At 32.3% G+C, this 23,518-nt stretch carries 24 protein-coding genes and 2 pseudogenes; 19 read left to right on the forward strand and 7 right to left on the reverse strand.

Features of this window, described 5'->3' with window-relative positions; translation table 11 throughout:
- Positions 1–8 precede the first annotated feature (8 nt).
- The 4 genes from BAU27_RS26855 (at position 9) to BAU27_RS26870 (ending at position 3,072) form a co-directional block, all read left to right on the forward strand.
- The gene (locus BAU27_RS26855; RefSeq protein WP_002192887.1) at positions 9–314 is read left to right on the forward strand and encodes a PadR family transcriptional regulator; all 306 of its coding nucleotides are present in this window, start codon (positions 9–11) and stop codon (positions 312–314) included.
- Entirely contained in the window at positions 311–823 is a 513-nt protein-coding gene (locus BAU27_RS26860) for a DUF1129 domain-containing protein (protein WP_071772555.1), read from the forward strand. The genes BAU27_RS26855 and BAU27_RS26860 overlap by 4 nt, the downstream gene beginning before the upstream one ends.
- The gene (locus BAU27_RS26865; RefSeq protein WP_071772556.1) at positions 823–2,274 is read left to right on the forward strand and encodes a serine hydrolase domain-containing protein; all 1,452 of its coding nucleotides are present in this window, start codon (positions 823–825) and stop codon (positions 2,272–2,274) included. Before BAU27_RS26860 ends, BAU27_RS26865 begins: the two co-directional genes overlap by 1 nt.
- Positions 2,275–2,496: 222 nt before the next feature.
- Positions 2,497–3,072 carry an NUDIX hydrolase gene (locus BAU27_RS26870; RefSeq protein ID WP_071772557.1) on the forward strand — a complete coding sequence of 192 codons (576 nt, stop codon included), beginning with the start codon at positions 2,497–2,499 and terminating at the stop codon, positions 3,070–3,072.
- A 42-nt stretch (positions 3,073–3,114) separates the two neighbouring features.
- Here BAU27_RS26870 and BAU27_RS26875 read toward each other — a convergent pair whose 3' ends face one another.
- Complete coding sequence (locus tag BAU27_RS26875; protein WP_071772558.1) at positions 3,115–3,831, reverse strand: SDR family oxidoreductase; 717 nt, start codon at positions 3,829–3,831, stop codon at positions 3,115–3,117.
- Between the two features lie 176 nt (positions 3,832–4,007).
- Here BAU27_RS26875 and BAU27_RS26880 point away from each other — a divergent pair, with 176 nt between their 5' ends.
- The 3 genes and pseudogenes from BAU27_RS26880 to BAU27_RS26890 all read left to right on the forward strand — a co-directional run.
- Entirely contained in the window at positions 4,008–4,346 is a 339-nt protein-coding gene (locus tag BAU27_RS26880) for a winged helix-turn-helix transcriptional regulator (protein WP_071772559.1), read from the forward strand.
- Positions 4,347–4,615: 269 nt separating this feature from the next.
- On the forward strand, positions 4,616–5,368 hold the full coding sequence (locus BAU27_RS26885; protein ID WP_071745984.1) for a class I SAM-dependent methyltransferase: 753 nt from the start codon (positions 4,616–4,618) through the stop codon (positions 5,366–5,368).
- A gap of 149 nt (positions 5,369–5,517) precedes the next feature.
- Positions 5,518–5,721 (forward strand): annotated as a pseudogene (locus BAU27_RS26890) (alpha/beta hydrolase); the annotation flags it as partial.
- Between the two features lie 112 nt (positions 5,722–5,833).
- Here BAU27_RS26890 and BAU27_RS26895 read toward each other — a convergent pair.
- A complete protein-coding gene (locus BAU27_RS26895) occupies positions 5,834–6,277 on the reverse strand; it encodes a carboxymuconolactone decarboxylase family protein (protein ID WP_071745985.1) in 444 nt (147 codons plus the stop codon).
- Between the two features lie 251 nt (positions 6,278–6,528).
- Here BAU27_RS26895 and BAU27_RS26900 point away from each other — a divergent pair, with 251 nt between their 5' ends.
- The 4 genes from BAU27_RS26900 to BAU27_RS26915 all read left to right on the forward strand — a co-directional run bounded on the left by BAU27_RS26900 (position 6,529) and on the right by BAU27_RS26915 (position 10,979).
- Positions 6,529–7,323, forward strand: coding sequence for a VOC family protein (locus BAU27_RS26900; protein ID WP_071772560.1), 795 nt, complete (start codon positions 6,529–6,531; stop codon positions 7,321–7,323).
- A 116-nt stretch (positions 7,324–7,439) separates the two neighbouring features.
- Positions 7,440–8,192, forward strand: coding sequence for an aminoglycoside phosphotransferase family protein (locus tag BAU27_RS26905; RefSeq protein ID WP_071772561.1), 753 nt, complete (start codon positions 7,440–7,442; stop codon positions 8,190–8,192).
- Between the two features lie 118 nt (positions 8,193–8,310).
- Positions 8,311–9,111 (forward strand): ABC transporter ATP-binding protein, encoded by an 801-nt coding sequence (locus BAU27_RS26910; protein ID WP_071772562.1) that lies wholly within the window; start codon positions 8,311–8,313, stop codon positions 9,109–9,111.
- Positions 9,096–10,979, forward strand: coding sequence for a hypothetical protein (locus BAU27_RS26915; RefSeq protein WP_071772563.1), 1,884 nt, complete (start codon positions 9,096–9,098; stop codon positions 10,977–10,979). The genes BAU27_RS26910 and BAU27_RS26915 overlap by 16 nt, the downstream gene beginning before the upstream one ends.
- A 337-nt stretch (positions 10,980–11,316) precedes the next feature.
- Here BAU27_RS26915 and BAU27_RS26920 read toward each other — a convergent pair whose 3' ends face one another.
- Entirely contained in the window at positions 11,317–12,288 is a 972-nt protein-coding gene (locus tag BAU27_RS26920) for a phosphotransferase enzyme family protein (RefSeq protein WP_071772564.1), read from the reverse strand.
- Positions 12,289–12,617: 329 nt separating this feature from the next.
- Here BAU27_RS26920 and BAU27_RS26925 point away from each other — a divergent pair, with 329 nt between their 5' ends.
- The gene (locus BAU27_RS26925) at positions 12,618–13,694 is read left to right on the forward strand and encodes a helix-turn-helix domain-containing protein (RefSeq protein WP_071772565.1); all 1,077 of its coding nucleotides are present in this window, start codon (positions 12,618–12,620) and stop codon (positions 13,692–13,694) included.
- Between the two features lie 70 nt (positions 13,695–13,764).
- Here BAU27_RS26925 and BAU27_RS26930 read toward each other — a convergent pair whose 3' ends face one another.
- The gene (locus tag BAU27_RS26930) at positions 13,765–15,456 is read right to left on the reverse strand and encodes a M3 family oligoendopeptidase (protein WP_071772566.1); all 1,692 of its coding nucleotides are present in this window, start codon (positions 15,454–15,456) and stop codon (positions 13,765–13,767) included.
- Between the two features lie 17 nt (positions 15,457–15,473).
- Positions 15,474–16,412 (reverse strand): DMT family transporter, encoded by a 939-nt coding sequence (locus BAU27_RS26935; RefSeq protein ID WP_071772567.1) that lies wholly within the window; start codon positions 16,410–16,412, stop codon positions 15,474–15,476.
- A gap of 125 nt (positions 16,413–16,537) precedes the next feature.
- Between BAU27_RS26935 and BAU27_RS26940 the strand changes: the two genes are divergently transcribed.
- From BAU27_RS26940 to BAU27_RS26955, 4 genes are all read left to right on the forward strand, one after another.
- The gene (locus tag BAU27_RS26940) at positions 16,538–17,908 is read left to right on the forward strand and encodes an aminotransferase-like domain-containing protein (RefSeq protein ID WP_071772568.1); all 1,371 of its coding nucleotides are present in this window, start codon (positions 16,538–16,540) and stop codon (positions 17,906–17,908) included.
- A gap of 20 nt (positions 17,909–17,928) precedes the next feature.
- Complete coding sequence (locus BAU27_RS26945; protein WP_071772569.1) at positions 17,929–18,306, forward strand: serine/threonine protein kinase; 378 nt, start codon at positions 17,929–17,931, stop codon at positions 18,304–18,306.
- Positions 18,287–19,165 (forward strand): SDR family oxidoreductase, encoded by an 879-nt coding sequence (locus BAU27_RS26950; protein WP_071772570.1) that lies wholly within the window; start codon positions 18,287–18,289, stop codon positions 19,163–19,165. The genes BAU27_RS26945 and BAU27_RS26950 overlap by 20 nt, the downstream gene beginning before the upstream one ends.
- A gap of 140 nt (positions 19,166–19,305) precedes the next feature.
- A complete protein-coding gene (locus tag BAU27_RS26955) occupies positions 19,306–19,509 on the forward strand; it encodes a hypothetical protein (RefSeq protein ID WP_071772571.1) in 204 nt (67 codons plus the stop codon).
- A gap of 36 nt (positions 19,510–19,545) precedes the next feature.
- Here BAU27_RS26955 and BAU27_RS26960 read toward each other — a convergent pair whose 3' ends face one another.
- Positions 19,546–19,788: a hypothetical protein gene (locus BAU27_RS26960; RefSeq protein WP_071745996.1), complete on the reverse strand. Its 243-nt coding sequence runs from the start codon at positions 19,786–19,788 to the stop codon at positions 19,546–19,548.
- Positions 19,789–19,898: 110 nt separating this feature from the next.
- Here BAU27_RS26960 and BAU27_RS26965 point away from each other — a divergent pair, with 110 nt between their 5' ends.
- From BAU27_RS26965 to BAU27_RS26975, 3 genes and pseudogenes are all read left to right on the forward strand, one after another.
- On the forward strand, positions 19,899–20,825 hold the full coding sequence (locus BAU27_RS26965) for a zinc-binding dehydrogenase (RefSeq protein WP_071772572.1): 927 nt from the start codon (positions 19,899–19,901) through the stop codon (positions 20,823–20,825).
- A 150-nt stretch (positions 20,826–20,975) separates the two neighbouring features.
- Positions 20,976–21,107 (forward strand): annotated as a pseudogene (locus BAU27_RS32070) (NAD-dependent epimerase/dehydratase family protein); the annotation flags it as partial.
- Positions 21,108–21,160: 53 nt separating this feature from the next.
- The gene (locus BAU27_RS26975; RefSeq protein ID WP_071745999.1) at positions 21,161–21,658 is read left to right on the forward strand and encodes a DUF421 domain-containing protein; all 498 of its coding nucleotides are present in this window, start codon (positions 21,161–21,163) and stop codon (positions 21,656–21,658) included.
- A gap of 101 nt (positions 21,659–21,759) precedes the next feature.
- On the opposite strand, the gene BAU27_RS26980 is transcribed toward BAU27_RS26975, so the two are convergent.
- Positions 21,760–23,259 (reverse strand): multicopper oxidase family protein, encoded by a 1,500-nt coding sequence (locus BAU27_RS26980; protein WP_071772574.1) that lies wholly within the window; start codon positions 23,257–23,259, stop codon positions 21,760–21,762.
- Positions 23,260–23,518 lie beyond the last annotated feature (259 nt).

Genomic DNA, 23,518 nt, shown 5'->3' on the forward strand with positions numbered 1-23,518 from the left:
ATTTAGAAATGTGTGTGTTATCTATTTTGTCGAAAAAGAAAAGCTATGGTTATGAAATTATGAAAGAACTTGAAGTACACAATTTAAAATTGAAAGGAGTAGGAAGTATTTACCCTATTTTAACTAAGTTAAAAAATCAAGAGTGGGTAAATACTTATCAAGAAGTAACAGACAGTGGTAAAGTTAGAATCTATTATGAAATTAATGAAAACGGGAAAATACGTCTTGAGAAAAAAATTAATGAGTGGTTAGAATTGCAATCTGATATTCAAACATTATTAAAAAGTGGTTTGAAAGGAGACCTTCTGAAATGAGGAATGAATTAAACGGTAAAGAAAAGCAATTTTTAACTGACGTACTTAAGGAATTAAAGCAATACGATATCAGCTTAGAAGAAAGGGAAAATATTAAGCAACAAATATTAGAGCATATTCAAGAATGTTGTGAAAATGGAGAGGATAGTATAAATGATCTAGGTACGCCTCAATTATTTGTTCAAGATTTTTTAGAAATAAGTGAAATTGACCAACAAGTTAAAATGAGACAACTTCAAAATGAAAAGAGAAATTCGAGCACATTTATCTTAGGTGGCATATTCATCGCAGTTATTACTTACCTCATCTCACAAACTACACTTTCACTATTTTTAACTGAATCATTTAACGGAACTAATAGAAAAAATACATTTAATTATAATCTTTTATATCGTATAGCAGAGAATCAATGGTGGAATTCTATATTAATAATGATTAGTTTTACGCTCTCTGTAGTAGTATTTATTAGCTTAGTAAGTTATAAAAAAAGAAAGTTATCTAAAGTATAATGAAGAAAACCATGTATAAAGTATTTCTAATTTGTATTCTTTGTAATGTATTAATGTTTTGTATCGTACATCCAAAAGTTTACGCTCAGCAAAATATTAAAGTTACATTAGATAAATATATTGAAAAATTTATAAAGGAACAGAACATTCCTGGAGCTTCCGTTGCAATTGTACATAATAAAGATGTATTCTTCACAAAAACATGGGGGATTACTGGGGAGTCTGAAAAAAAGGTAACTAGTAAAACCCCATTTGCGATTGGCTCAATAAGTAAATCTTTAACAGCTTTAGCTATAGTCAAGTTAATAGAAGATAAAAAAATAAAATTAGAGGATTCAGTTCAACAACATCTTCCTTCGTTTAAACTAAAAGATACACAATCAACTTCAAATATAACAATCCAACATCTACTAACTCATACAAGTGGAATAAACACATATGAAGGCTTAGCATTATCAGATAAACAATTAAAGAGTTCTAAAGCATTAAAGGAAAATGTAATGAAACTTTCAAAAGTAAAATCAAATGCTCCACCAGGGGAAAAGTATCAATATAGTAATGCAAATTATATGATACTTGGTGCCCTTATTGAGGCAGTCACAAATGAAACATATTCTTCATATATAGAAAAACATGTTTTTCAGCCTTTAAAAATGAATGGCGCAGCGGCAAATAAAGAAAGTGCATATGAAAAAGGCTATTTAACAGGTTATCAATCTTGGTTTGGTATACCTAGAAAAAGTGTAGTGTCCTATGATAATGCTGGGGCACCGTATGGTTATATTACCGCGAATTTGGAAGATATGATTCAATTTATAATGTTTTTGAATCACCAAGACCACACTCAATTTTTAAAGAAAGAAAGCATGGATCTTTATCTATCACCGCTTTATAAAATAAATTCAGAAAAAAGTTATGGGTTTGGATTAAGAACAACAAATATAAATGAAAGCGAAACGATGGTTTGGCATTCAGGATCAACGCCTGATGCTCGTGCAGAAATGTTTACTTTAAATAAAAGTGGCTGGGCTGGCGTGATTTTAACGAATAAAAATCATGTATTAGAAGAAACAGCATTAACGGTATTGAAAAAGGGGATTATTAGTATTTTGAATGGGGAAAAACCTGGTGATATCCCTAAAAACATACCATTCACACAGATTGTTATGTCGATAGTCACACTCTCACTTATTTTTACATCAATTATGTTAGTGAAAAAGTATAAACGTAAGAAAACTTGTAAAAAACTAACTTGGCTGTTCGTTGGGAGTATATTTCTACTATTATCTATTATTTTGATCCCACTTCTTATTTATTGCACAAATTCACCGTGGCATACGATTAAATTGTTTGCAGCAGATGTAGCTTTACTCACTAGTATTACAGTAATTTTATTAGCTGTGAACGGACTAATATCAATATTTATAGCCTTGAGGAGAAAGAAAGTATAAGGGTAAATAATTGAAGAAATATAATTTAAGTTGTTAAAAATAGTTGACTCTCACACAATGTCAATATTTAAGATAAAGTTGAGTTTCGAAGTAGATGTAAATCCCAAAATCTAAAAATTACATTCCTTTTAAAGGTTGCAACAGACCAGAAATTAAACTTAGTAGACATGCAAAACTAAATAGTGGTGTTTCATAATGTTTTAATGATTTGGAGGGGGAATTTTGATAGATATTAATAGAGACGTAAGAACATCTGGCGCGTATGTTCTTTATAATAATCTATTTATTTTTCAAGTTGGTCCAACAAGAAAAGGCGATAGATTAGGTGTAGTAAGGCTGGGAGGCCATAAAGAAAACAATGAGACAGCAGTAGAAACCGCTAAAAGAGAAGTGAAAGAAGAAGCTGCTATTGATATTACTATATTGAGTTCACCAAGTACATACTACAAAGAGAATTGGAATGCACAATCAAAGAAAATAAAAGTAGAAAATGAAGTCGCTCCAATATTAATTATTGATAGTCCATATGAAACTTTATCTATTATGTATATTGTACATTCAGAAAATGAGCCAAATCCATCTTCTGAAACAAACGGACTATTATTACTTTCAGTAAGTGATATTAGGCTAATTTGTAGAAAGGAAATAACACTAAACGATTATATTAAGCAAGGTGGAATGGCTATATTGAAAGAAAAAGTGGATAGAGAGTTAATCTTACAACCTTTTCCTCAACTTTTATTTTTAGCAGAACTTTCAAAAAAGGATCCTGTATTACTTCAGCAGTTTCTAAATTAGCAACAAAAGCCACCTTAATAAGGGGCTTTTGTTTTAAATAATTTAATGGTATGTGTATCCTCCATCAGGAAACAATACATTGCCTGTAGTAAAGCCATTTTGCATTAAATACAGGACAGTATGTGCAATTTCATCATTATGCCCAGGTCTCTGTACAATAGAAAGAGATTTAGAAGCTTCATAAGCAGCTAGTCTATTTTCGTTTTGTTCATTTTCCCTTCGTATCGTTCCAGGAGAAACAACATTAACTCTAATTGGAGCTAATTCAACAGCTAAAGCTTTCCCTAAACTTTCAATAGCGCCATTACAAGCTCCATAAGCAGGTGCACCTTTAAGTGGTCTTTGACTAAATGCACCGGACATTAACACAATAGATCCAGAATTAGAAAGAACAGGAATGGCATATTTTACGGCATAATATTGAGGCCAAAACTTTCCGATAAAGCTGCTTTCGGCGATATCATCCGTAGCAGTTATTGGTCCAAGTGTGTAAGAGGCTCCTGGTGTGAATAAATGATCAAAATTCCCAACTTTCTTGAAAAAATCTTGTAATTGGTTTTTATCTTGGTTATCCAATACATATGTTTGAAGATGGTTGTTATTTATTACTTCTCGAGCAACTTTTAATTTTTCTTCCGAGCGTCCTGCAATAATAACATGTGCGCCTTGTTCGATTGCTTGTTTTGCTGTTGCTAATCCAATACCAGAACTCCCGCCAATGATAACGATATGTTTATTTTTTAATACAGTAATAGACATGATTAAACATCTCCCTTAATATAAGATTTAAAATAAGTTGTGCTAATTTTATTATTCGTTAAAAAATGACTACTGAAAAGTACGCACTTTATATGTACTTAGTCGCGAATTTCGTACTAATCGCTTGTTGTATGGATACATAATATAAAAAATTACTGGGAGGAGTGGTGAGGAAAATGAATTTAGAGGAACCGAAATTAAAAGGGGTAATAGCAACATTACAAATAATCGGAGGTAAATGGAAACCACTCATTTTATTTATATTATTAACTGATGGAACAAAACGGTTTGGTGAATTAAAGCGATTAATACCAGAGATATCTCAAGGAACATTAGCAAAGCAACTTCGTGAATTAGAGAAAGATCGACTAATAAAACGCGAAATTTATCAAGAAATACCACCTAAAGTGGAATATAGCTTAACTGAACATGGAAAAACAGTCAGTATTGTTTTGCATAGTATGTGTGGTTGGGGAAGAGGACATTTAGAATATATCGATAAAAATAAAATATAATATTATTATGTAAACTTTATGTGGTATGTAGAAATAGTATTAATAATTTATATTTCATAATATATAATACTATTAAAGGCTATTATACATATAATCCTCCAACTGAGGTAGGAGGGATGAAATACCATACTGTTCGAAGTAACTAGTTGTTCGGGGCTGAAAAAATGCGTATCAGATATAAAAGGAGATTTATGAAAATATTAACTTTGAGTCTATTTCAATGATCATCATAAACATTTAATACATTTTAGCAAAGGGGAAATAATAAAATGAATGAATTAGAGTACAAAAACTTTTATGATAAAGTGGGAAGTGAAAACGGCTGGGATTTTAGTAAGCTAAAATGTGAGACTGTAGGAGACACTTGGGACTTTTATAGTGAAGTGAAAGAAAAATGTAAACCATCACATATTCTACTTGATGTTGGTACAGGTGGAGGAGAAAATGTATTAAAAATAGCATCTTCAGCTGCATCACTGATTGGGATAGATAATTCTAATGGAATGATTAAAACAGCACATTCTAATTTGAATAAAGCAGGTGTACAAAACGTTGAATTTCTTCAAATGGATTCTGAAGCTTTAACGTTTCCGCATGCTTATTTTGATATTGCTTCAAGTTGTCATGCGCCGTTTGTAGCATCTGAATTGGCAAAAGTAATAAAAAAAGGTGCTTTTTTCTTAACACAACAAGTTAGTGAACATGATAAATTAAATTTAAAAGAAGCATTTGGAAGAGGGCAATGTTTAGGTGAAAGAGATGGTACTTTAAAAGAAAAATATGTGAGTGAACTGACTAATTCAGGATTTGAACTCGCCCAAGTACGTGAATATGATGTTACTGATTATTACAGTACGCCTGAAGATCTCATTTTCTTATTAAAACATACTCCTATTATTCCTAGATTCGGAGAAGTGGAGGAGGATTTTAATATTTTACAAAAGTTCATTGACACTAATAGTTCTAAAAAAGGTATTCGTACGAATTCGAAAAGGTTTATGATTATTGCTGTTAAATCATAAGGTATTTTAGTGTAAAAGCTGCTTTTCGTTTAAGGAAAGGCAGCTTTTTTGTAGGGAAAAAATGCAGGGGAAACTTGAAAATAATAGAAATAAGTATAGTATAAATCTAAAAATCGAAATATTAAGGATGCTTGTTGTGAAACGGTATTATGGATATATATGAGGAGTTACCATCTAATATAATATTACTCCGTGCTACAGTACCAGAAATTTGGGATGAATATAGAAGGAAGGCAGCGAGTATTTTTAGTGAGAGAACAAGAGCGACAGTAAAACTAATCCCAAATTCGACCCATCTGTTATATTGGGATTATCCAAAAGTTATAGTAGAAGAAATAAGAAAACATTGGTAAAGTCAAATATAACTTAAAAAGGTTGATTCTTGTAATCTATAAGAATCAACCTTTTTGAAGCGTATGTAATAAAAAATAACGTATAGAGTAAGTAAGTTGTTTGCTTAGAGTGTTATTTTTTAGCCGGTGTATTTCCCATTGCGATAGAAATTCTATTCCAACTATTAATTTGATTAATAATCAAGACAAGGTCGATATATTGTTTTTCGTCATAATGTTCACATACTCGTTTATATAGGGAATCAGGAACTCTTTTAGTAGGAATAAGTGTAATATGCTCAGCTAGTTCAATAGCGACTTTTTCCTTTGCTGTATAAAAAGTACATTCATCCCAAGTACTTAAGCAATAAATTCTTTGTTCAGTCTCTCCCATTTTTCGAGCATCAGATGTATGTAAATCTATGCAGTAAGCACAGCCATTGATTTGAGAAACTCTAATTTTAATAAGCTCTCTAGTCGTTCGATTAATCGTTGATTGTTTTGTGTACTTTTCCATGTCCATCATAATTTTCATAGCATCAGGTGCAGCATCATAGTAAGAAATTCTTTGAGTCACAATACAACACTCCTTTTAGCTTAAGATATTATTCATTATATCTTGATGTGGTCGTTCATACCAATTATTTGTACTAAAACGCAAACTGCTTGAAGTTAAGATTTTATTGCATTAGCCGATAATGTTAACTTAACTGTTCTAATACAAAAGTAGTAGTTTGTTAATTAAAGTTTCAATCTCCAGATGGATTTTTCCTGTTAGTTTTTGAAATACAATACTAATAGAAATAATGAATTTGGAGGTTTATTATAATGATTACACACATTTCAGATATAAAACTGCAAACTGTTTCTATAGAAGGAGTAAAACAAGTATACGGAGATATATTATCTTTTCCAATAAAAAAAGAAACAGCATCATTTATTCAATTTGAAGTAACGCCATACACAACAATTAGTTTTCAGGAAGTGTATGAACCAATTGCACCTGCGCATTTCGCTTTTGAGATTCCATATTCAAAATTTCATGAAACAGCAAGATGGCTTGAAGGATCTGGATTACTCATTGTGAAATGGAAAGATGGAAATACAATTGGTGAGGAGAACGGTCTATTCAATTTATACTTTAAAGACGGAGATGGGAATCTTCTCGAAATTATCGCACATAGTTATGTTAAAGAAGATGTATTAGTTCCGCAGTCACCTTTAAACATTTTATATGTAAGGGAAATCGGTCTTCCCGTTAAAAGTGTACCTGTATTTACGGAATGGTTGAAATCAAATTTAGATATGAAAACGATGGAAGATGGGGATATTTTCAACTTTGTTATTGGTGGCACTGCATATATTGTTGCGACTTGGTGGCAGAGGCCTTGGATTCCAATTGCGATGAAAGCTTTACCACCGAAAGTACATGTTTCTTTCGGAACATCTGATCAAGCATTTTTAGAACGAATCCAAAATAAATTTAAGAAAAATAGTGTTCCATTTGAAAGTAAACATAATGAAGTATTATTTATACAACAGGGGTATAAATTTTCAATCTTGCATACACCGGAGTTTCATTCAGATACTCCTAGAAAATTAAACTTACCACTTTCTATATAATTATAGGAGGTGGTAGGTTTTTTGCATTTCCATGAAGAAGGGTTTCAGCATAATTACACTGAATTTATAGAGGAGTATAAGGCGTTATCCTAATTTACTGTAAGGAGAGAAATGAATTGAATTTGGGAAATCCGATAGCAAAAGGAAATACTGCTGAAATTTACCTTTGTAATAATAAAGTTGTGAAATTATTTAAAGAATACCTCCCTAATACAGAATCTCTATATGAAGCACAAAAACAGAAGTATGCATATTCACGTGGTTTACACGTTCCTAAAGTGTTTGAAGTTACAGAGATACAAGGTAGACAAGCGATTATTATGGAATATGTAAAAGGGAAAAGTATTGGTGAGCTTCTGCTAAATAATTTAAGTGAAGCGGAGCATTACATAAGTATGTGTGTTAATGAACAACAAAAGATTCATGCTATTTCTGTAAGATCGGATGAAATAGAACAGATGGAAGAGAGACTTTATCGTCAAATTCAATCTGTTCAAAATCTAGATGAGAAACAAAAGAAGAATATATTGAGCAAAATGGATTCAATCGTGTTTGAACCAAGATTATGTCATGGTGATTTTCATCCGTTTAATTTAATTATGAGTAATGATTATGTGAAAACTATAGATTGGGTTGATGCTAGTTTAGGTGATATTCGAGCAGATGTGTTTCGAACATACTTGTTGTACTCACAATCTTCTGTAGAATTAGCTGAAATGTATTTACATATATATTGCAGGAATACCCGAATATCAAGAAATGAGATTTTTCAATGGGCACCTATTATTATTGCGGCTAGAATATCTGAAAATGTATCTGCTACAAACATTGAATATTTGAATGATCTGGTAGCACAGTATTGTAATTAAAGAAAAACTTTCGCCATTTTAATTTTTAAATTAAATACGTTCTAGCAATACAAACCGATGAGTAAAGGTATTGAGATTTACAATCAGATATTAAATTTGCAAAGGAGGAATCCATTTTATGAAATCTTTTGAATCGATTTCAGGGGAACCTGAATGGGAGGAATCTGCTCCCGCGCTACAAATTTCGAAGCTGTATAAACAATTCGGCGAGTTTATTGCAGTCAATCATATTGATTTAACTGTTCCGAGGGGATCTTTTTATGGAGTTGTTGGCCCTAATGGGGCAGGAAAAACTACTTCGTTGTCGATGGCTGTTGGTTTATTACGACCAGATGGCGGGAACGCTAAAGTTTTTGGGGTTGATGTTTGGGGAAATCCGACACAAGCAAAGACATTGATCGGGGTATTACCAGATGGATTGGCCTTGCCGGAAAGACTTACTGGTCGCGAATTATTAACATATATGGGCCTGTTAAGGGGAATGAGTGCCAAAGAAGTTAATCGACGAACAGAAGAATTACTTACAATACTAGAATTGAATAATGCTGAAGGAACGCTAGTTATCAATTATTCTACTGGCATGCGTAAAAAAATTGGTCTTGCAATTGCACTCCTCCATGCACCGAAATTACTCATTCTCGATGAACCATTTGAGGCGGTAGATCCTATTTCTGCAACTACAATTAAAAAGATTTTACAGAAATTTGTTAGTTCTGGTGGTTCAGTAGTATTTTCAAGTCACGTCATGGCGTTAGTTGAACAACTTTGTGATCACGTTGCAATTATTTCCAAAGGAAAAGTGGTTTCTTCAGGAACAATGGAAGATGTTTGCGGTGATGAAACGCTCGAAGACATTTTCGTTCAGCTAGTAGGCATTCCTGCTGTTAAAGGAGGAGAACTATCTTGGTTAGTGTTTTGATTCGAATGAAGTTATCAATCCTAAAAAATTCAATGAATAGTGGTAAAGCAGTTCTTTTAACTATTACAGGAATAGTTGGTTTATTGATTGCAATTGGAACCATTGTGCTCTTTTCTTTTTATCCTACAGAACATAACGTTTCAAAAAGTATCCTATATGTGGTATTCGCTCTGTGGACAGTAGGGTGGATTTTGGGCCCGCTTCTTTCTGGGGGAGATGGAATGTTACGTCCTGAATATTTCGCGCTGCTTCCACTCACTTCATTTAAACTTGCTAGGGCGTTACTCGTTGTAGCTTTTATAGGATTAGGACCACTTGTTAGTCTTATAGCCTACGTAGGATTATTAATTTACGCAGCTAGGGTTAGCTTATATGCAACTATAGTTGCAGTTCCAGCAATTATTTTACAGTTAATATTTGTGGTGCTGTTATCAAAAGTAGTAGCTAGTATTATTGGTGAGACGATGAAATCAAGAATAGGTATGGAATTGGGAGCAATGCTCTTTGGTTTCATCATTGCGTTTTTAAATGTAGGCTGGTATGCACTTCCTACTATTAATGGGGTAACACTAAACGAACCTACATTTCTTTACATGTTTCCGTCTAGTTGGGCGATACTTGCTGTAGAGTTTGCTATTCAATCCAATTGGTTATTAGCTTTTGTTTTTTTAATTGTTTTAACAATATTATGCGGACTGCTTTTATTTATATGGACGACATTACTGATGAAAAATACAGTGAAGGATACTAAGAAAATCCAAGTTACGATTACTGCTAATAAACATAGAAAAGCTCTACGAATCTTTTCAGAAACGAAAATTGGAGCAATAATTACTAAAGAATTAAAAAGTTGGGCAAGAGATCCACAACGAGGCCGTTTCCTCCGGATGGGTATTTGGATAGGAGTGTTTTATGGTATTTTAGTTACAAGCGCTCATATATCGTATTTAATGCCTTGGGCAGGGGTAATTATGATTGTTTTCACAAGTATGTTTGCCTGCAATATATATGGGTTTGATGGGAGTGCATTATGGTTAACATTAACGACGCCTGGCGCAGAACGGATTGATGTGTGTGGTCGTCAATTTGCTTGGTTGATAGCTATTGGCCCGATTGCAATTTTAACAACAATTATTTTCACTATTTATAGCGGACTTACTTTCGTTTATCCTTGGGTATTTGCAATAATTCCGGCATTACTCGGTGGAGCGGCAGGTCTTATTATGATGTTTTCTGTATTTAACTTAATCCCAATAACTGATCCTCATCGTCGCGGAAAAGGAACCGTTATCTCAGGTGATGATATGAGTGCCAGTAAAATGTTTATAACAACATGGTTAATGATGGTGATGGTATTAGCAACAGCTATACCCGCTTTGTTAGTTGTATGGATTGGGACATTACTACATATAGAGCTCTTACAATGGCTAGGTGTACTGACTGGCATTTGTACAGGAGTGTTTTTAGCTTGGGGGCTTGGTCGAATTGCTTACTTAAAACTTGAAAAAAGTGGCCCTGAGTTGCTATTTGCAATGAAAAGTGGCATGAAAATATTGCGTGATGATAACAAAAAGAAAAATAACAGAATAGCGGCTGAATTACCTAAGAAAAAACTTGCTGTTGTTGTTCTGTTAGGATTTATGGGGATCTTTTTTTTGATTCATCAAAGTATAATACCGTTAATTTTTGAGATATTTAGTGTAGATGAAAAAGTTCGGCTTTTCTTTCTGCCTCGCTACCTGCCACATATTGTTCGTATTCCTATAATCATTATATTTGCTGTAGTAGGTATAGCATCTTTGTATAAAGCTATTTTAATTAAGAAAAGACATGGGAAGGAACATCAATTTATAAAAGAGGAAATATAGAATTTTTCTGAAAAATTAGTAACTACAGAATTTACGCTGCTTTCATCCCACGCAGGACTTTAGTCCGTCTTTAGACGTGGGATGAAAGCAGCGTTTCTGCATAGCAAAACATGGTATACGTTATTTATAGTCATGCAAAAGACGTAAAAACATTTGAGAACCAACAATCTGTACGGTATGGTCACAGTACCGTAGCCCACGAACCTAAACGGTCTGTTGTGGGAGTGGTAATGGCACATTGCAACCTTGTACGTCAGCGATACCAGAAATGGACTTCGCCTTTGGCAGCAAGAATCCCACTGACATTAGTCAGCTGACACCTTTAGGGGTGGGAGTGTCAAGTGATGTTAATGAAAGAATGATTATTTTCGATCTTCATTCTATAAAGATTCATTATCCGTACTTCTTCCTCAGTTAATTCTTCTTTATCCCAATACATATGCATTAAGTTATATTCGAATATCTCTTTTAATTTAGTAAACAATGGTATCTGGTCTAGCATCTCTTTAGGTAAATCATTTTCCTCTTTGTATCCTTCAACTATTGCTTTTGTAATAGAACTCTCATAGTCAACTATGTTACCATTCCCCACGAATGAATATTCTATCGCACTATAGATTGGAACCGCTAAATCGAATATATAAAAATGTTTCTCACAGTCTTGAAAATCAATCATTGTTAAATTTGAATTATTTTCGACTAATATGTTTTCTAACCATAAATCTCCGTGAATTAAGCCATAATTTGAAGGATTCTTTGGCAGTTCCTTTATAGAAGCTAAAACGTCAAATGCAATTTCTCTTATAGTAGTTTCTTCTTTAGGGATATAGTTAAGAAAATTATACTCTTCATTTTCATACCAGTCGTTTATATGATTTACCGGTTGAATTCTTTCAAAGTCTTTAGATATACGATGTAATTTTCCAATTTGTTGACCAAGTTTTTTAAATACATTAGAATTCCAGTCGTTTCTTGGTAAATGTATACCAGGAGCAGCTTTATATAATACAGCAAAAACTTCTTTGTCTAATGTTATTTTCTCTACTAAATTCCCCTTTAAAGAAGGTATTATTGGAGGAACTCCTAAACCCTTTTGATATAAAAAATTCGTATATGTAACTTCTTCTAATTGCTCTTCATATGTTTTATAGTTTGTAATTCTAACGAAGTAAGTACCTTGTGCTGTGAGACATTGATACATTTCATTTGTTATTGGTGTCATTTCAATAAAATCCAATGGATATAGTTTATTAATTAGTTTAAGTATCTCTTTTTCTATATTATTCATTTTAACTTCCTTTCCAAACATAAATTTTTCACTCACAAAACTACTAGTTCCTTAACTTACAAATTTCGTGTTTTATTTGGTAGAATCCTTTAAAAAAGATTTATCCCATGAACGCCCGATTAGTATGGGATAATAATTAGTGGGGAGGAGCAAACCCCCACTGATTAAAGTTTCACTTTATTGGAAAGTTAAGTAAATGTATGGCAAAATAAGATAGCTGAAAAAATATGAAATGATTAGTTACATATGATAATTAAAGGTTCTAGAGGGTGGTTAATGTTATAAACCACAAGAAATATCAAAAGAAAGAATTGGATACTTCTTATAATTATTAGTGAGGAGGGAGATAAATGAATGAACATATACAGCTAATGATTGAATGGATTGAGGGCAATTTAAAAAAGAAGTTTTCATTAGATAAATTATCTAATTATATGGGATATTCTCCTTACTTCTGTTCGTTTAAATTTCATCAAGTAACAGGGATAAGTATTAGACGATATATTCTTCTTAGAAGATTGTATTTATCAACGGAAGATTTGACGAATGATAGAAAGATAATTGATATCGCATTTGATTACGGTTACTCTTCGCAAGAGGCTTATAGTAGAGCATTTAAAACTGTTTTTGGTATAACCCCAGGAAAATTCCAACTTAACAAAATACCGGTTCAATCATTTATTAAACTTTCAATCAATGATGGCAAGGAGTGGGATAGAATGAATTTTTCTAGAAAAATTGAAGTTGATCAGTTACGAAATGTGAAGAGTGAGCTGTTTGATAAAGATGTACTAAACATATTAAATGGTCAATTTATGTATGAAGAATTTAAAAGTGAAAAACTAATGGGGGAGTCTGATTACGCTCCGTTTAATGAAGCTATGTGTGTAAATGCGACTACTGCACAGATTTTTGATGATGAGTTTATTAAAACAAGGGCAGAAGGGCACCAAGGTACTGTAGAAAATTATATGAAAAAGGTTATTCATCCTTTAGAGAATCTTTTTAAGAAAGAGTATAAATGTATTGTTTTATGGTTCGGTGAAGATATGTTTTGCCAAATGAATCTACTTACAGTACTTTCTTACCTTGAACAGTCTGGTTATAAGGGCAAAGTATATTTAAATAGCTTCAGAGAGGATGAATTTAAAGTTAGTCAAATTGAACTTGAATTAGGGAACTATTTTTCTGTTTACAATGAAGTTCTAGTAAATCATAAAAAGCCATCTCATGAGGTACTACCTGTAATGTATCAGGCGATAGATTTATATTTAGAAATGCTAAAAGAAAATAATGTAGTAGTAAAGTATATCTCCAAAAATAAAGGTTTACCAACACAAGAGTTATTAAAAAGGTTGTTTAATCTTTTTCCAACAATAGGATATGGGGACCTTCAATATATAGAGCTTATTAATAAAACGAGATGAAAATTGAAACTAATTAGAAGAGAATACAGTAAAAAAGATGCACCTAAAAGCATAGGTGCATCTTTTTTAATTATATTTGTTTAATTAATTTCAATTCCTCTTCTACAAATGCCATTAATTCTTTTATTGTCTTACTAGAAAAATCAAAACGAATTCCAGCTGCTTCATATACTTCTGTTAGGGATTTAGAGCTACCTAGAGATAATGCTTTTTTATAATTTTGTAGTGCTTGTTTAGTATTCTCTTTATATTGTTTATACATTTGCAATGCACCAAGTTGCGCGATTGCATATTCGATATAATAGAATGGTATTTCGAATATGTGTAGTACGGGTAACCAGCCAGTTGCTATCCAGTCTTCATAACCTTCAATATTTACCACATTCGATTGGTAAGTGTTATGTAATTCTAAATATTTTTCATTTCTTTCTTTAGCAGTATGATTTGGATTTTCATACATCCAATGTTGGAATTGATCAACGATAATCATTTGTGGTAAATACTTAACAATATCTTTAAAGAAATCTAATTTTGCTTTTATAAATTCTTCTGTATTCTCATAAAATGTATCCCAATACTCCATCGAAAATAATTCCATTGTCATGCTGGCTAGCTCAGCTGATTCTGAAGGGATTTCTAAATATTTTTGTAGCTCTAGCTGCTTCATACATTCATTATGAATACTATGGCCCATTTCATGGAGGAAAGTAGTAACATCATAATGTGTATGATTGAGATTCATAAAAATAAAAGATAATTGAGAACCAGGTAAGTGTTCGCAAAATCCTCCAGGTGCTTTTCCTTTACGACTTTCTAAATCTAAGCAATCATTTTTATGCATACGGCTCAATAATGCAGAAAATTCTGGGTCTAGTTTTTGTAAAATATGAGAACTTTTTTCGATTAAATCACTTTCGTCTTCAATGGGTTTTAATACTTTTTGATTTGGTGCGGCTGCTTTTAGATCCCATGGACGAAGTGTATCTACTTGAAGTTCAGCTTTTTTCTCATTAAATATATTATCAATAAGTGGTACAACGTATTTACGAACAGATTCAGCAAGTTCATAGCAATCATCAGCCGTATAATCAAAGCGTTCATATTTTTTAAACATATAATCACGATAATTATCTAGTTGAATGTTTTTTGCTTTTTGATGACGTATTTCAATCAATTTATTTAAGATGTTTTGGAGATCTTTTTCAACAGACAAAAACTGTTCTGAGATAAGTCTTTTTGCTTTTTTACGTATATTTCGATTAGGATCTTGTAAATATGATTGTAATTCAGTTATCGTTTTTTCTTCGCCATCCCATATCGCAGTTAAACTCCCTGTGATTTCGAAGTATTCGGTTACTAATTTGTCTTCTTTCACTTCTAAATCAATGTTCTTTTCACAAAATAATGTTTGTGCATTTTTTATTTTTTTATCTAGTATGCTATAAGTTTTTGGATCAAGTAGCATTCGAAATGGTGATTCTAAATATTTATTATTAAATGAATTTTGATAACGTTTCAAAAGAGGCCTTACATATTGTTGATCAAATGCAAACCTATCTTTTATTTCTTTGTTATCGGTATTACATTGAAAAGCAATATAGTGTAATCTTAATTGTTCTTCGATTTCCCATATTAATTTCGACTGTATTTTCAGCCAATTTTCTAAATCTCCTTCTGAAGAAATAGGTTTACTTAATAAAGTAGATAATTCGTTTTCTAGCTCATGTATATTACGGATATCGATCGTATTAGAGTTCTGCATTATTTACCCCTCACTTTTTATTTACTCAAGGAGGTATTCTTCTTTTTCGCTATGATTCCTTTTTTGCCTAGAAAATTTGTACCTATTACCCCAAGAACAATCATAAATGTACCGACAATATGATAGTGGGCAATTTGCTCGTGTAAGAATACAACACCTGCGATAATGGTAATAAGTGTAGATAAGTTGCTAAAAACACTTATTTTTGCTGCTTCAATATAAGATAATGAATAGTTTAATAACAATGCTGTCAGTAAGGAAGATAGTAATCCTAAATATAAAATGGAGATAAGGAATGTTCCATTTGTAAATGGCTTAAAGTATACAGTTATTGTACCTTTGTTCATATGGTCAATGATCGCGATGACATTAAAACTAATAAAACCGATTGCTGTCATTGTGTATGTTAAATCCATTAGCTTGAATTTCTTTGTCATTTTTCGAGCTAATACATTGTAGCAAGCAGATGATAATGCCGATAATAAAATGAGAATAACGCCGATGAAGTTCGTTTCATGAGCTCCTATACCATTCATGATAAATATATATATGACACCGACGACAGAAATAAATACAGATGTTTTTTGCCATGTATTCGTATACTCTTTTAAAAAATAGGAAGCGAGTATCATTGTAAATATAGGAATAGCTGCTTGTATAATTCCAGCTTCAGAAGAACTTGTATATACTAATCCAAATGCTTGGAAAGCAAAGAATAGCGCTGGATAAAATATTGCGAGTGGTAAAAGTGCAAGTATGTTTTTTAATGATATATTTAACTTTACAAAACCGAAAATAACCGGAATGGTTGCTGCGATGAAAGCAACTGTAAAACGATGAGCCAGAGTATCAAGAGGGTTCGTAATGGTTAGTGCTAGTTTCACAAACATAAATGAAAATCCAATAATTAAAGAATAGAGTAATGCTGATAAATATGCTTTTGTTGTATTTGTCATAATTCCACCTCATAGTAGTTGATTTCTTACTGGCCAGTATACGTACATAGTAATCCTTCTGATCTAGTGCTACAATGTGAACAAATACAAACTGTACCGGTACAAAAAATATAGGAGGTGTAATGATGTATAAGTATTTACATGTTTTGAACGATCTAGAAAGTATGATTCAAAATGGTAAGATAAAAGAAGGGAAGAAATTACCGTCTATACGTGCACTTGTTACGCAATACGAATGTAATAAGGCGACAATTATACGGGCGCTTCACGAATTAGAAAAACGCCATATTATTTATTCTGTACCTCAAAGTGGATACTACGTTGTTAAAAAATCTGGAAGTTACATAGAGAATAACGAGATAATTGATTTCGCTTCTTCAGCACCAGATCCCGATGTTTTTCCATACTTGGATTTTCAACATTGTATTAATAAAGCGATTGATACATATAAAAATGATTTGTTTATATACGGAACACCGAAAGGATTACCATCTTTAATTTCGGTTGTTCAAAAACAATTAGCAAACTATCAAGTTTTCACGAAGGAAGATAATATATTTATAACGTCAGGTGTGCAGCAAGCACTTGCTATATTAACTTCTATACCATTTCCGAATGAAAACGAAACGATACTAATTGAGCAGCCAAGTTATCATTTATATATTGAATATGTAGAAATAAATAAGATTCCTGTGATCGGAATAAAGCGTACACATGAAGGGATAGATTTAAATGAACTAGAGAAGATATTCCGAACAGAAAAAATTAAATTCTTTTATATAATACCAAGGTTTCACCATCCACTTGGAACGTCGTATTCTAAAAAAGAGAGAGAAAAGATTATTCAACTTGCGAGGAAATATAATGTATTTATAGTGGAAGATGATTATTTAGCAGATTTAGAGCCTGATTCAAAAGCAGATCCTTTTTACAGTCAAGATAATTGTAACCATGTTATATATTTGAAAAGTTACTCAAAGATTATTTTTCCAGGTTTACGAGTTGGAGTTGCAGTCATTCCGCCATCCATCGCAAATGATTTCCATAAATATAAAAAGATATTAGATATTGATAGTCCGATGATTTCTCAAGCTGCTTTAGAAATTTATATAAAGAGCGGAATGTTTGAACGCCATAAAAGTAAAATTAAATATTCATACTACAATAGATCAATAAAACTAGCAGAAATATTAGAAAAAATGCAAAATGAAAACCCATCTTTGTTTACATATAATAAGCAAAATACATTGGGAATACACACTTGTTTAGAAATGCAAAAAAACATAGTGACGGAAATACTTATAAAAAAATTAAGTGAAAATCAAATAAGTATTGATTCTATTGATAGAAATTATTTAAATGATTTTCATAAAGAAAGGTTGTTGAAGTTAAACGTATCGAATGTAAAGGAAGATAAGATTGAAGAAGGTATTCGCAAAGTAATTGAGGAAGTAAAACAATTGGGACGTCTGGATTTTCAATTTAAAAAAGAATAATACGTATAAGGAGGTTTGTTATGAAACGAAAAATAATAGCCTTGTTTGTATGTATTACTATAGTTATTGGAGCACTTGTAATTATTATAAATAATAAAGAAAGTGACAAATGTATAGCAGTTGCTATGTATTCGAGAGGTGTTATAGTGGATCATAACAACGAACCTATATCTAATGTGAAAATTTATGAAGATTCCATTAAAAGTAAAGAGCGTGCTATTTCAAATCTACAAGGTGAATTTGAAATTATCAATGGCGTGTGTGGTAAAATTACGTTACAATTTGTTACTCCTGATGGAGAAATCTATACGAAAAAATATGATAGTGAGCATATACCAAAAATAATTAAACTTAGTGATAAAAATGAAGGAGACTCACATGAAACCATTACAAGGTAAAGTAGCAGTTGTGGCCGGAGCAACAAGAGGTGCTGGAAGAGGAATCGCGATGATGCTTGGTGAAGCGGGTGCAACTGTATATGTAACAGGAAGAAGTACTAAAGGGAATTTATCCTGTATGGGAAGAACTGAAACGATTGAAGAAACGGCAGAGCGTGTTACAAAGCATGGCGGAATCGGAATCGCAGTTCGTGTTGACCATACAATAGAAGAAGATATTAAAGCATTATTTACAAAGGTTCAAGAAGAACAAAATGGACAGCTTGATATTTTAGTAAATGATGTTTGGGGCGGCGATCCTTTAACGGAATGGGAGAAACCTTTCTGGGAACACAACTTACATAACGGACTACTCATGCAACAAAGAGCTGTTCATTCTCATATAATGACAAGTCATTACGGTGTACCCTTAATGGTAAATAATAAAAAGGGACTTGTAATTGAAATTACAGATGGTGTCGACTATCAATACAGAGGAAATTTATACTATAGTTTAGCAAAAATCTCAACAATTCATTTAGCAGAAGCAATGGCGAAAGATTTAGAACAACACAATATAACAGCAGTTGCAGTTAGTCCAGGATTCCTTCGTTCAGAAGCGATGTTAGATATATTTGGTGTAACAGAGGAGAATTGGCGAGACGGAGTAAAACAAGATCCTCATTTTATTGCATCAGAAACTCCTTTCTTTGTTGGAAGAGCAGTAGCAGCTTTAGCAAGCGATCCAAATGTTCATGAAAAAATGGGAAGAGCGCTAAGCTCATGGGAATTAGGAAGGGAGTATGGATTTACAGATATGGATGGAAGACGACCAGATTGGGGGAAATACTTCGAAGAGATTGTTTCAAATCAAGATTAATATTTTTTAAGAGCACTCATTTGTAGGAGTGCTCTTTTTTATTTAAGAATTATAGATTTTTTATAAAAATGTTGGTAAATAATTCCTGTTAAATGGTATCCTTTAAGTATAGTTTATATATTTTATATGGGGGGAAGTGTATGGCAGTTCTTGTAGTAGAAAATTTATATCAAATGTCTTTATTACTGATGCTTTTATGCTCATTTTTCTTTTATAGATATTTAAAGAATATAAAACGTGAGAGGAAGCTTACTCTTTTTGAATTTACGATGTATATTATTACTCTATTTACGATTTATACTTGGGCATTCACTTCTATTATTAAATTTTTGTCTAAATCATAATTCGTATAGAAACGCTCTATTATAAAGTAGTTTCTTTTACCTTCTAGGAATATAAATATAGTCTGTGTCTAAATCAATTACAATATCACTTAAAATATCTTTTAAATAAACTTTTGAAATGAGTTGATAGTTATTTCTAACGCAAAATAAGGCAACAATTTCGTTATAAGATAAATCATCGCGTTTTATATTTTTATACTTTTTCTTTAAATCAGCAATAGAACAGTTACTTCCAATAACATACTCATTAATTTCATATCCATCAAATTCAATTATCATGTGATCACTGTTGAGTGCTAGCCAACGTTATAGCTTTAATTTCGGATGAATCTATTATACATTGTTTGAAGTTTAGTGAGAATATATTTTTGTAAAGTGGGAGGGTAGTAATGGAACAATATAAGTTAGTTTTAGAAGGATCTAAACAATTAAATTGGCAAACTTGTGAAATTAAGTCTATACAGGATGATGAAATTATCGTTAAAACAATCGCAGGTGCAATTAGTATTGGAGCAGAGTTACCGCAGTATAAAGAATCGGACATTTCAGATGTTAATCCTTTATATCCGAGAGAAACTGGATATGAAAGTTATGGTGAAGTCATTCAAGTTGGAAATAAAGTAACACATTTAAAAGTAGGTGATAAAGTAGTTTCTTTTTATGGTCATCAAACGATAGGAATAGTTAAGGGACATAAAGTTATTCGAGTACCCAGTTATATAAAACCTAAAATTGCCTTATTATCCATTCTTTCATGTGATGCCGCTAAAGGAGTATTAAAACTAAATCCAAGTAAAAATAAAAAAGTACTTATAACTGGATTGGGAGTTATGGGTTTACTCGCTTGTTATTTCTTAAAATACTATGCAGGTGTGGATCATGTGGATGTTGTTGAACCTAATAGAAATAGAAGAGACTTTGCAAAGAAATTTGGTGCAAAAAACATATATGATTCAGAAGAGAAAATAATAGAAACATATAGTTACGGTTTCGAATGTTCAGCTACAAATAGTGGATTTCGTACATTGCAAAAAGCTCTTAATAGTAATGGAGAAATATGTATACTTTCTGATGGCAATATTGAAGAACTAACATTAACCGCCGACTTTTATCGGAAAGAATTGCAAATCATTGGGTCAAGTGACGGATATGATTATCAAAAACATGCAGATTGGTTTTTTAGAAAAATAGAACAAACACCATGTATAGAAGAAGTTTTTCAACATGAAATACATTATACTGCACTCATACAATGTTTTGAAGAATTGGGGCAAGGGATAATTAATCCTTTAAAAGTATACGTTTCATATGAATAATGAAAAAACTAACCAAATATTTGTCACATAGCTTACATATGTTTCGTCTTAATTATGATATTCAAAATGAGGAGGAACACATATGAAAATTTTTGTAGCAGGTGCAACGGGTGTAATAGGACGTACTTTATTGCAAATGCTAATAAAAGAGGGGCACCTAATCCTAAGATTCAAACGGGGAAGAATAGCTGGGAGAGGGGTGCTTCAAATAATAAAGTACGTATAGAGTATGGATGGATACCTTTACATCCTTCATGGTCTGAAGGGTTTAAAATATTATAAAAGTCCTTTAATGGGAATACTAGTAACATTCACAATTAAAGGATTGGATTGTAATGAATATACTTTTTGAAAGCATAATTTTAATCCTCACTGGAATTATTTTTTTAAAATTGACGGGTAGTAAATCTGTTAGCCAAATGACTCGTGCTGAAATTATTATTGTTGTTTCGATAGGTCGTATTATTGTAGAACCTGTATTAAGTAGGAAAGTAGTCCCATCTATTTTTGCTGCGTTTATTTTTGCGAGTGTTTTACTTATCATTCATTTTTTTGAATTGAAATCACGAAAAATAGAAAAGTTTCTAAATGGAACTAGCATTATTGTTGTAGAAAACGGAGAGATTTTAAAAAAGAATTTATTACGTGCAAAAATGTCAGAACAACAATTATTTATGCATCTGAGAGAAAAAGGTATACATGAAATCAAGAATTTACAACAAGCAACTGTAGAAACGAACGGACGTATTGGATACCAACTAACTACCACGGCTCAACCGATTACGTTGGAAATGTTAGAAAAGCTATTAGAGCAATACAATCTTAAAAAATAGTTGTAGACTGAAAAACGCTTTCTGTACATAAAGGTATTTTTCGCAAATATGTAAAAGTCCCTACAGTAATTCTGAAGGGACTTTCGTGCTATCTACTGTATCTAGTAATTTAATTTGTGTCTATTAAGATTGGAAGGTATTATTTTTAACGGTCTCATCATATCATGGTCTTCATGCTCTAAACGATGACAATGCCATACATAATCTCCAGAATAGGGTTCAAACTTCATTATGATTCGAACGGTTTGTTCACCTGCTACTAGCACGGTATCTTTTAAACCGAAATCAGCTGGGAGAGGATCTAATAGGTTTCCATTCAAATCATGACGATCAAGAACTTGAAAATTAACTAGATGTATATGAATAGGATGAATCCCAACGGTCAAATTTACTAACTCCCATATTTCAACAGAATTTAATAAAGGTGTTTCTGTCACTGGATCGTCCCATTCTTTATCATCTAATAAAAGCATGAGACGCCCAAATTCATCCTCTGAGTCATTTAATGTTAATCGTCTTACTTTCTTTACTTTTTCTACGGGAATAAAGTCAATGTTACTTAATTTGCATGGGATTTTACTTTTATCTGGGCAGGATAATGGTTTCGTTACTTGGAACTCCAGTATCTCACCAGTTGGATTATCTAAGTCAATGCCATTTTGTAAAACTACTTTTTTCCCTTCAAACCTTGAAAAATCAATAATAATGTCAATACGCTCTGCTGGTGAAACATCTAAACTTTGTACTTTAATCGGCCGTTTGAGAAGGCCTCCATCAGTTCCTATTAAAAAGAATGAGCTAAGGTCACTTAATTGGAACTTGTATGTGCGAGTATTAGAAGCGTTTAATAAACGAAATCTATATTTGCGGGGCTCCACTTTTAAAAATGGCCATACTTTCCCGTTGACTGCAATTGTATTTCCTAAAAATAGAGAAACAATAGAAGGGTATGGTAAACCTGGTGATGGATCTTCAGGTTGAGCAGGATAAAATAGGGAACCGTCCGGATTAAAAGATTTATCTTGAACGATAAGTGGTATCTCGTATTTCCCTTTCGGTAGGGGTAGTGATTTTTCTTCTTTATCACGAATCAAGTAAAGTCCTGCAAGGCCCGCGTATACATTTAAACGAGTAATCCCAAGTGCATGATCATGATACCAAAGGGCAGTTGCTCGTTCTCGATTCGTATAATGATAAATCTCTTTTACGAAACTAGGTCCTGTTTGTTGAAAGTTTTTCGTAAACCATGCTTCAGGATGACCATCGCTATCTGGTTCACTTGGGCTTCCATGTAAATGTACAACAGTTCGTACTTCTGGGTTATCATGCGCCCCGTGAACGGTTGTATCAACAGGTAAGAAATGTTTTTTAGGTAAATCGTTTGACCATCTCACATATACAGGATGATCTTTTTTTCCCTCAAACGTTGGACCAGGTACCATTCCATTATAACCCCATACTTTCGTCTTTGGTAAATCACTGTGAAACTTGTGTAGCGTTTCAATCATACGTACATCATAAAACGGCTTACCTTTATATGTTCCTATAGGTTTTATTGCAGAGGGAATCGGAAGGGGATCAATAAATTTTTTTAATTCCAAATATCGCTATCTCCTTTCGTTTAATATAGTATATTCTATTACGTGATACTTGACCAAGAAAATCATTGATATATCCCTTATACATGTGAAACTAATAGGACTTAAAATAATATACAGAAAAATTTAGTGGTCTAACTGCTTTTTCAGGGGTTTTAGGCTGTGGACCATCCGGATTTTCTTAAAATTTACAAAGGAAGATATTTTACTGGACATAACAGAAAATCTATTTGATTTAGTATGTGCTCGTATTTTACCAAGG

It is taken from the genome of Bacillus sp. NH11B, assembly GCF_001884205.1.
GTDB classification, from domain to species: Bacteria; Bacillota; Bacilli; order Bacillales; family Bacillaceae_G; genus Bacillus_A; species Bacillus_A proteolyticus.

Excerpts from the sequence above, each read along its gene's own strand:
- BAU27_RS26950 (WP_071772570.1), top strand. The coding sequence starts at position 18,287 with ATGAAACCATTACAAGGTAAAGTAGCAGTTGTGGCCGGAGCAACAAGA.
- BAU27_RS26945 (WP_071772569.1), top strand. The coding sequence starts at position 17,929 with ATGAAACGAAAAATAATAGCCTTGTTTGTATGTATTACTATAGTTATT.
- BAU27_RS26865 (WP_071772556.1), top strand. The coding sequence starts at position 823 with ATGAAGAAAACCATGTATAAAGTATTTCTAATTTGTATTCTTTGTAAT.
- BAU27_RS26925 (WP_071772565.1), top strand. The coding sequence starts at position 12,618 with ATGAATGAACATATACAGCTAATGATTGAATGGATTGAGGGCAATTTA.
- BAU27_RS26860 (WP_071772555.1), top strand. The coding sequence starts at position 311 with ATGAGGAATGAATTAAACGGTAAAGAAAAGCAATTTTTAACTGACGTA.
- BAU27_RS26965 (WP_071772572.1), top strand. The coding sequence starts at position 19,899 with ATGGAACAATATAAGTTAGTTTTAGAAGGATCTAAACAATTAAATTGG.
- BAU27_RS26910 (WP_071772562.1), top strand. The coding sequence starts at position 8,311 with ATGAAATCTTTTGAATCGATTTCAGGGGAACCTGAATGGGAGGAATCT.
- BAU27_RS26935 (WP_071772567.1), bottom strand. The coding sequence starts at position 16,412 with ATGACAAATACAACAAAAGCATATTTATCAGCATTACTCTATTCTTTA.
- BAU27_RS26855 (WP_002192887.1), top strand. The coding sequence starts at position 9 with ATGTGTGTGTTATCTATTTTGTCGAAAAAGAAAAGCTATGGTTATGAA.
- BAU27_RS26940 (WP_071772568.1), top strand. The coding sequence starts at position 16,538 with ATGTATAAGTATTTACATGTTTTGAACGATCTAGAAAGTATGATTCAA.
- BAU27_RS26875 (WP_071772558.1), bottom strand. The coding sequence starts at position 3,831 with ATGTCTATTACTGTATTAAAAAATAAACATATCGTTATCATTGGCGGG.
- BAU27_RS26900 (WP_071772560.1), top strand. The coding sequence starts at position 6,529 with ATGATTACACACATTTCAGATATAAAACTGCAAACTGTTTCTATAGAA.
- BAU27_RS26885 (WP_071745984.1), top strand. The coding sequence starts at position 4,616 with ATGAATGAATTAGAGTACAAAAACTTTTATGATAAAGTGGGAAGTGAA.
- BAU27_RS26960 (WP_071745996.1), bottom strand. The coding sequence starts at position 19,788 with ATGATAATTGAATTTGATGGATATGAAATTAATGAGTATGTTATTGGA.
- BAU27_RS26955 (WP_071772571.1), top strand. The coding sequence starts at position 19,306 with ATGGCAGTTCTTGTAGTAGAAAATTTATATCAAATGTCTTTATTACTG.
- BAU27_RS26975 (WP_071745999.1), top strand. The coding sequence starts at position 21,161 with ATGAATATACTTTTTGAAAGCATAATTTTAATCCTCACTGGAATTATT.
- BAU27_RS26930 (WP_071772566.1), bottom strand. The coding sequence starts at position 15,456 with ATGCAGAACTCTAATACGATCGATATCCGTAATATACATGAGCTAGAA.
- BAU27_RS26880 (WP_071772559.1), top strand. The coding sequence starts at position 4,008 with ATGAATTTAGAGGAACCGAAATTAAAAGGGGTAATAGCAACATTACAA.
- BAU27_RS26920 (WP_071772564.1), bottom strand. The coding sequence starts at position 12,288 with ATGTTTGGAAAGGAAGTTAAAATGAATAATATAGAAAAAGAGATACTT.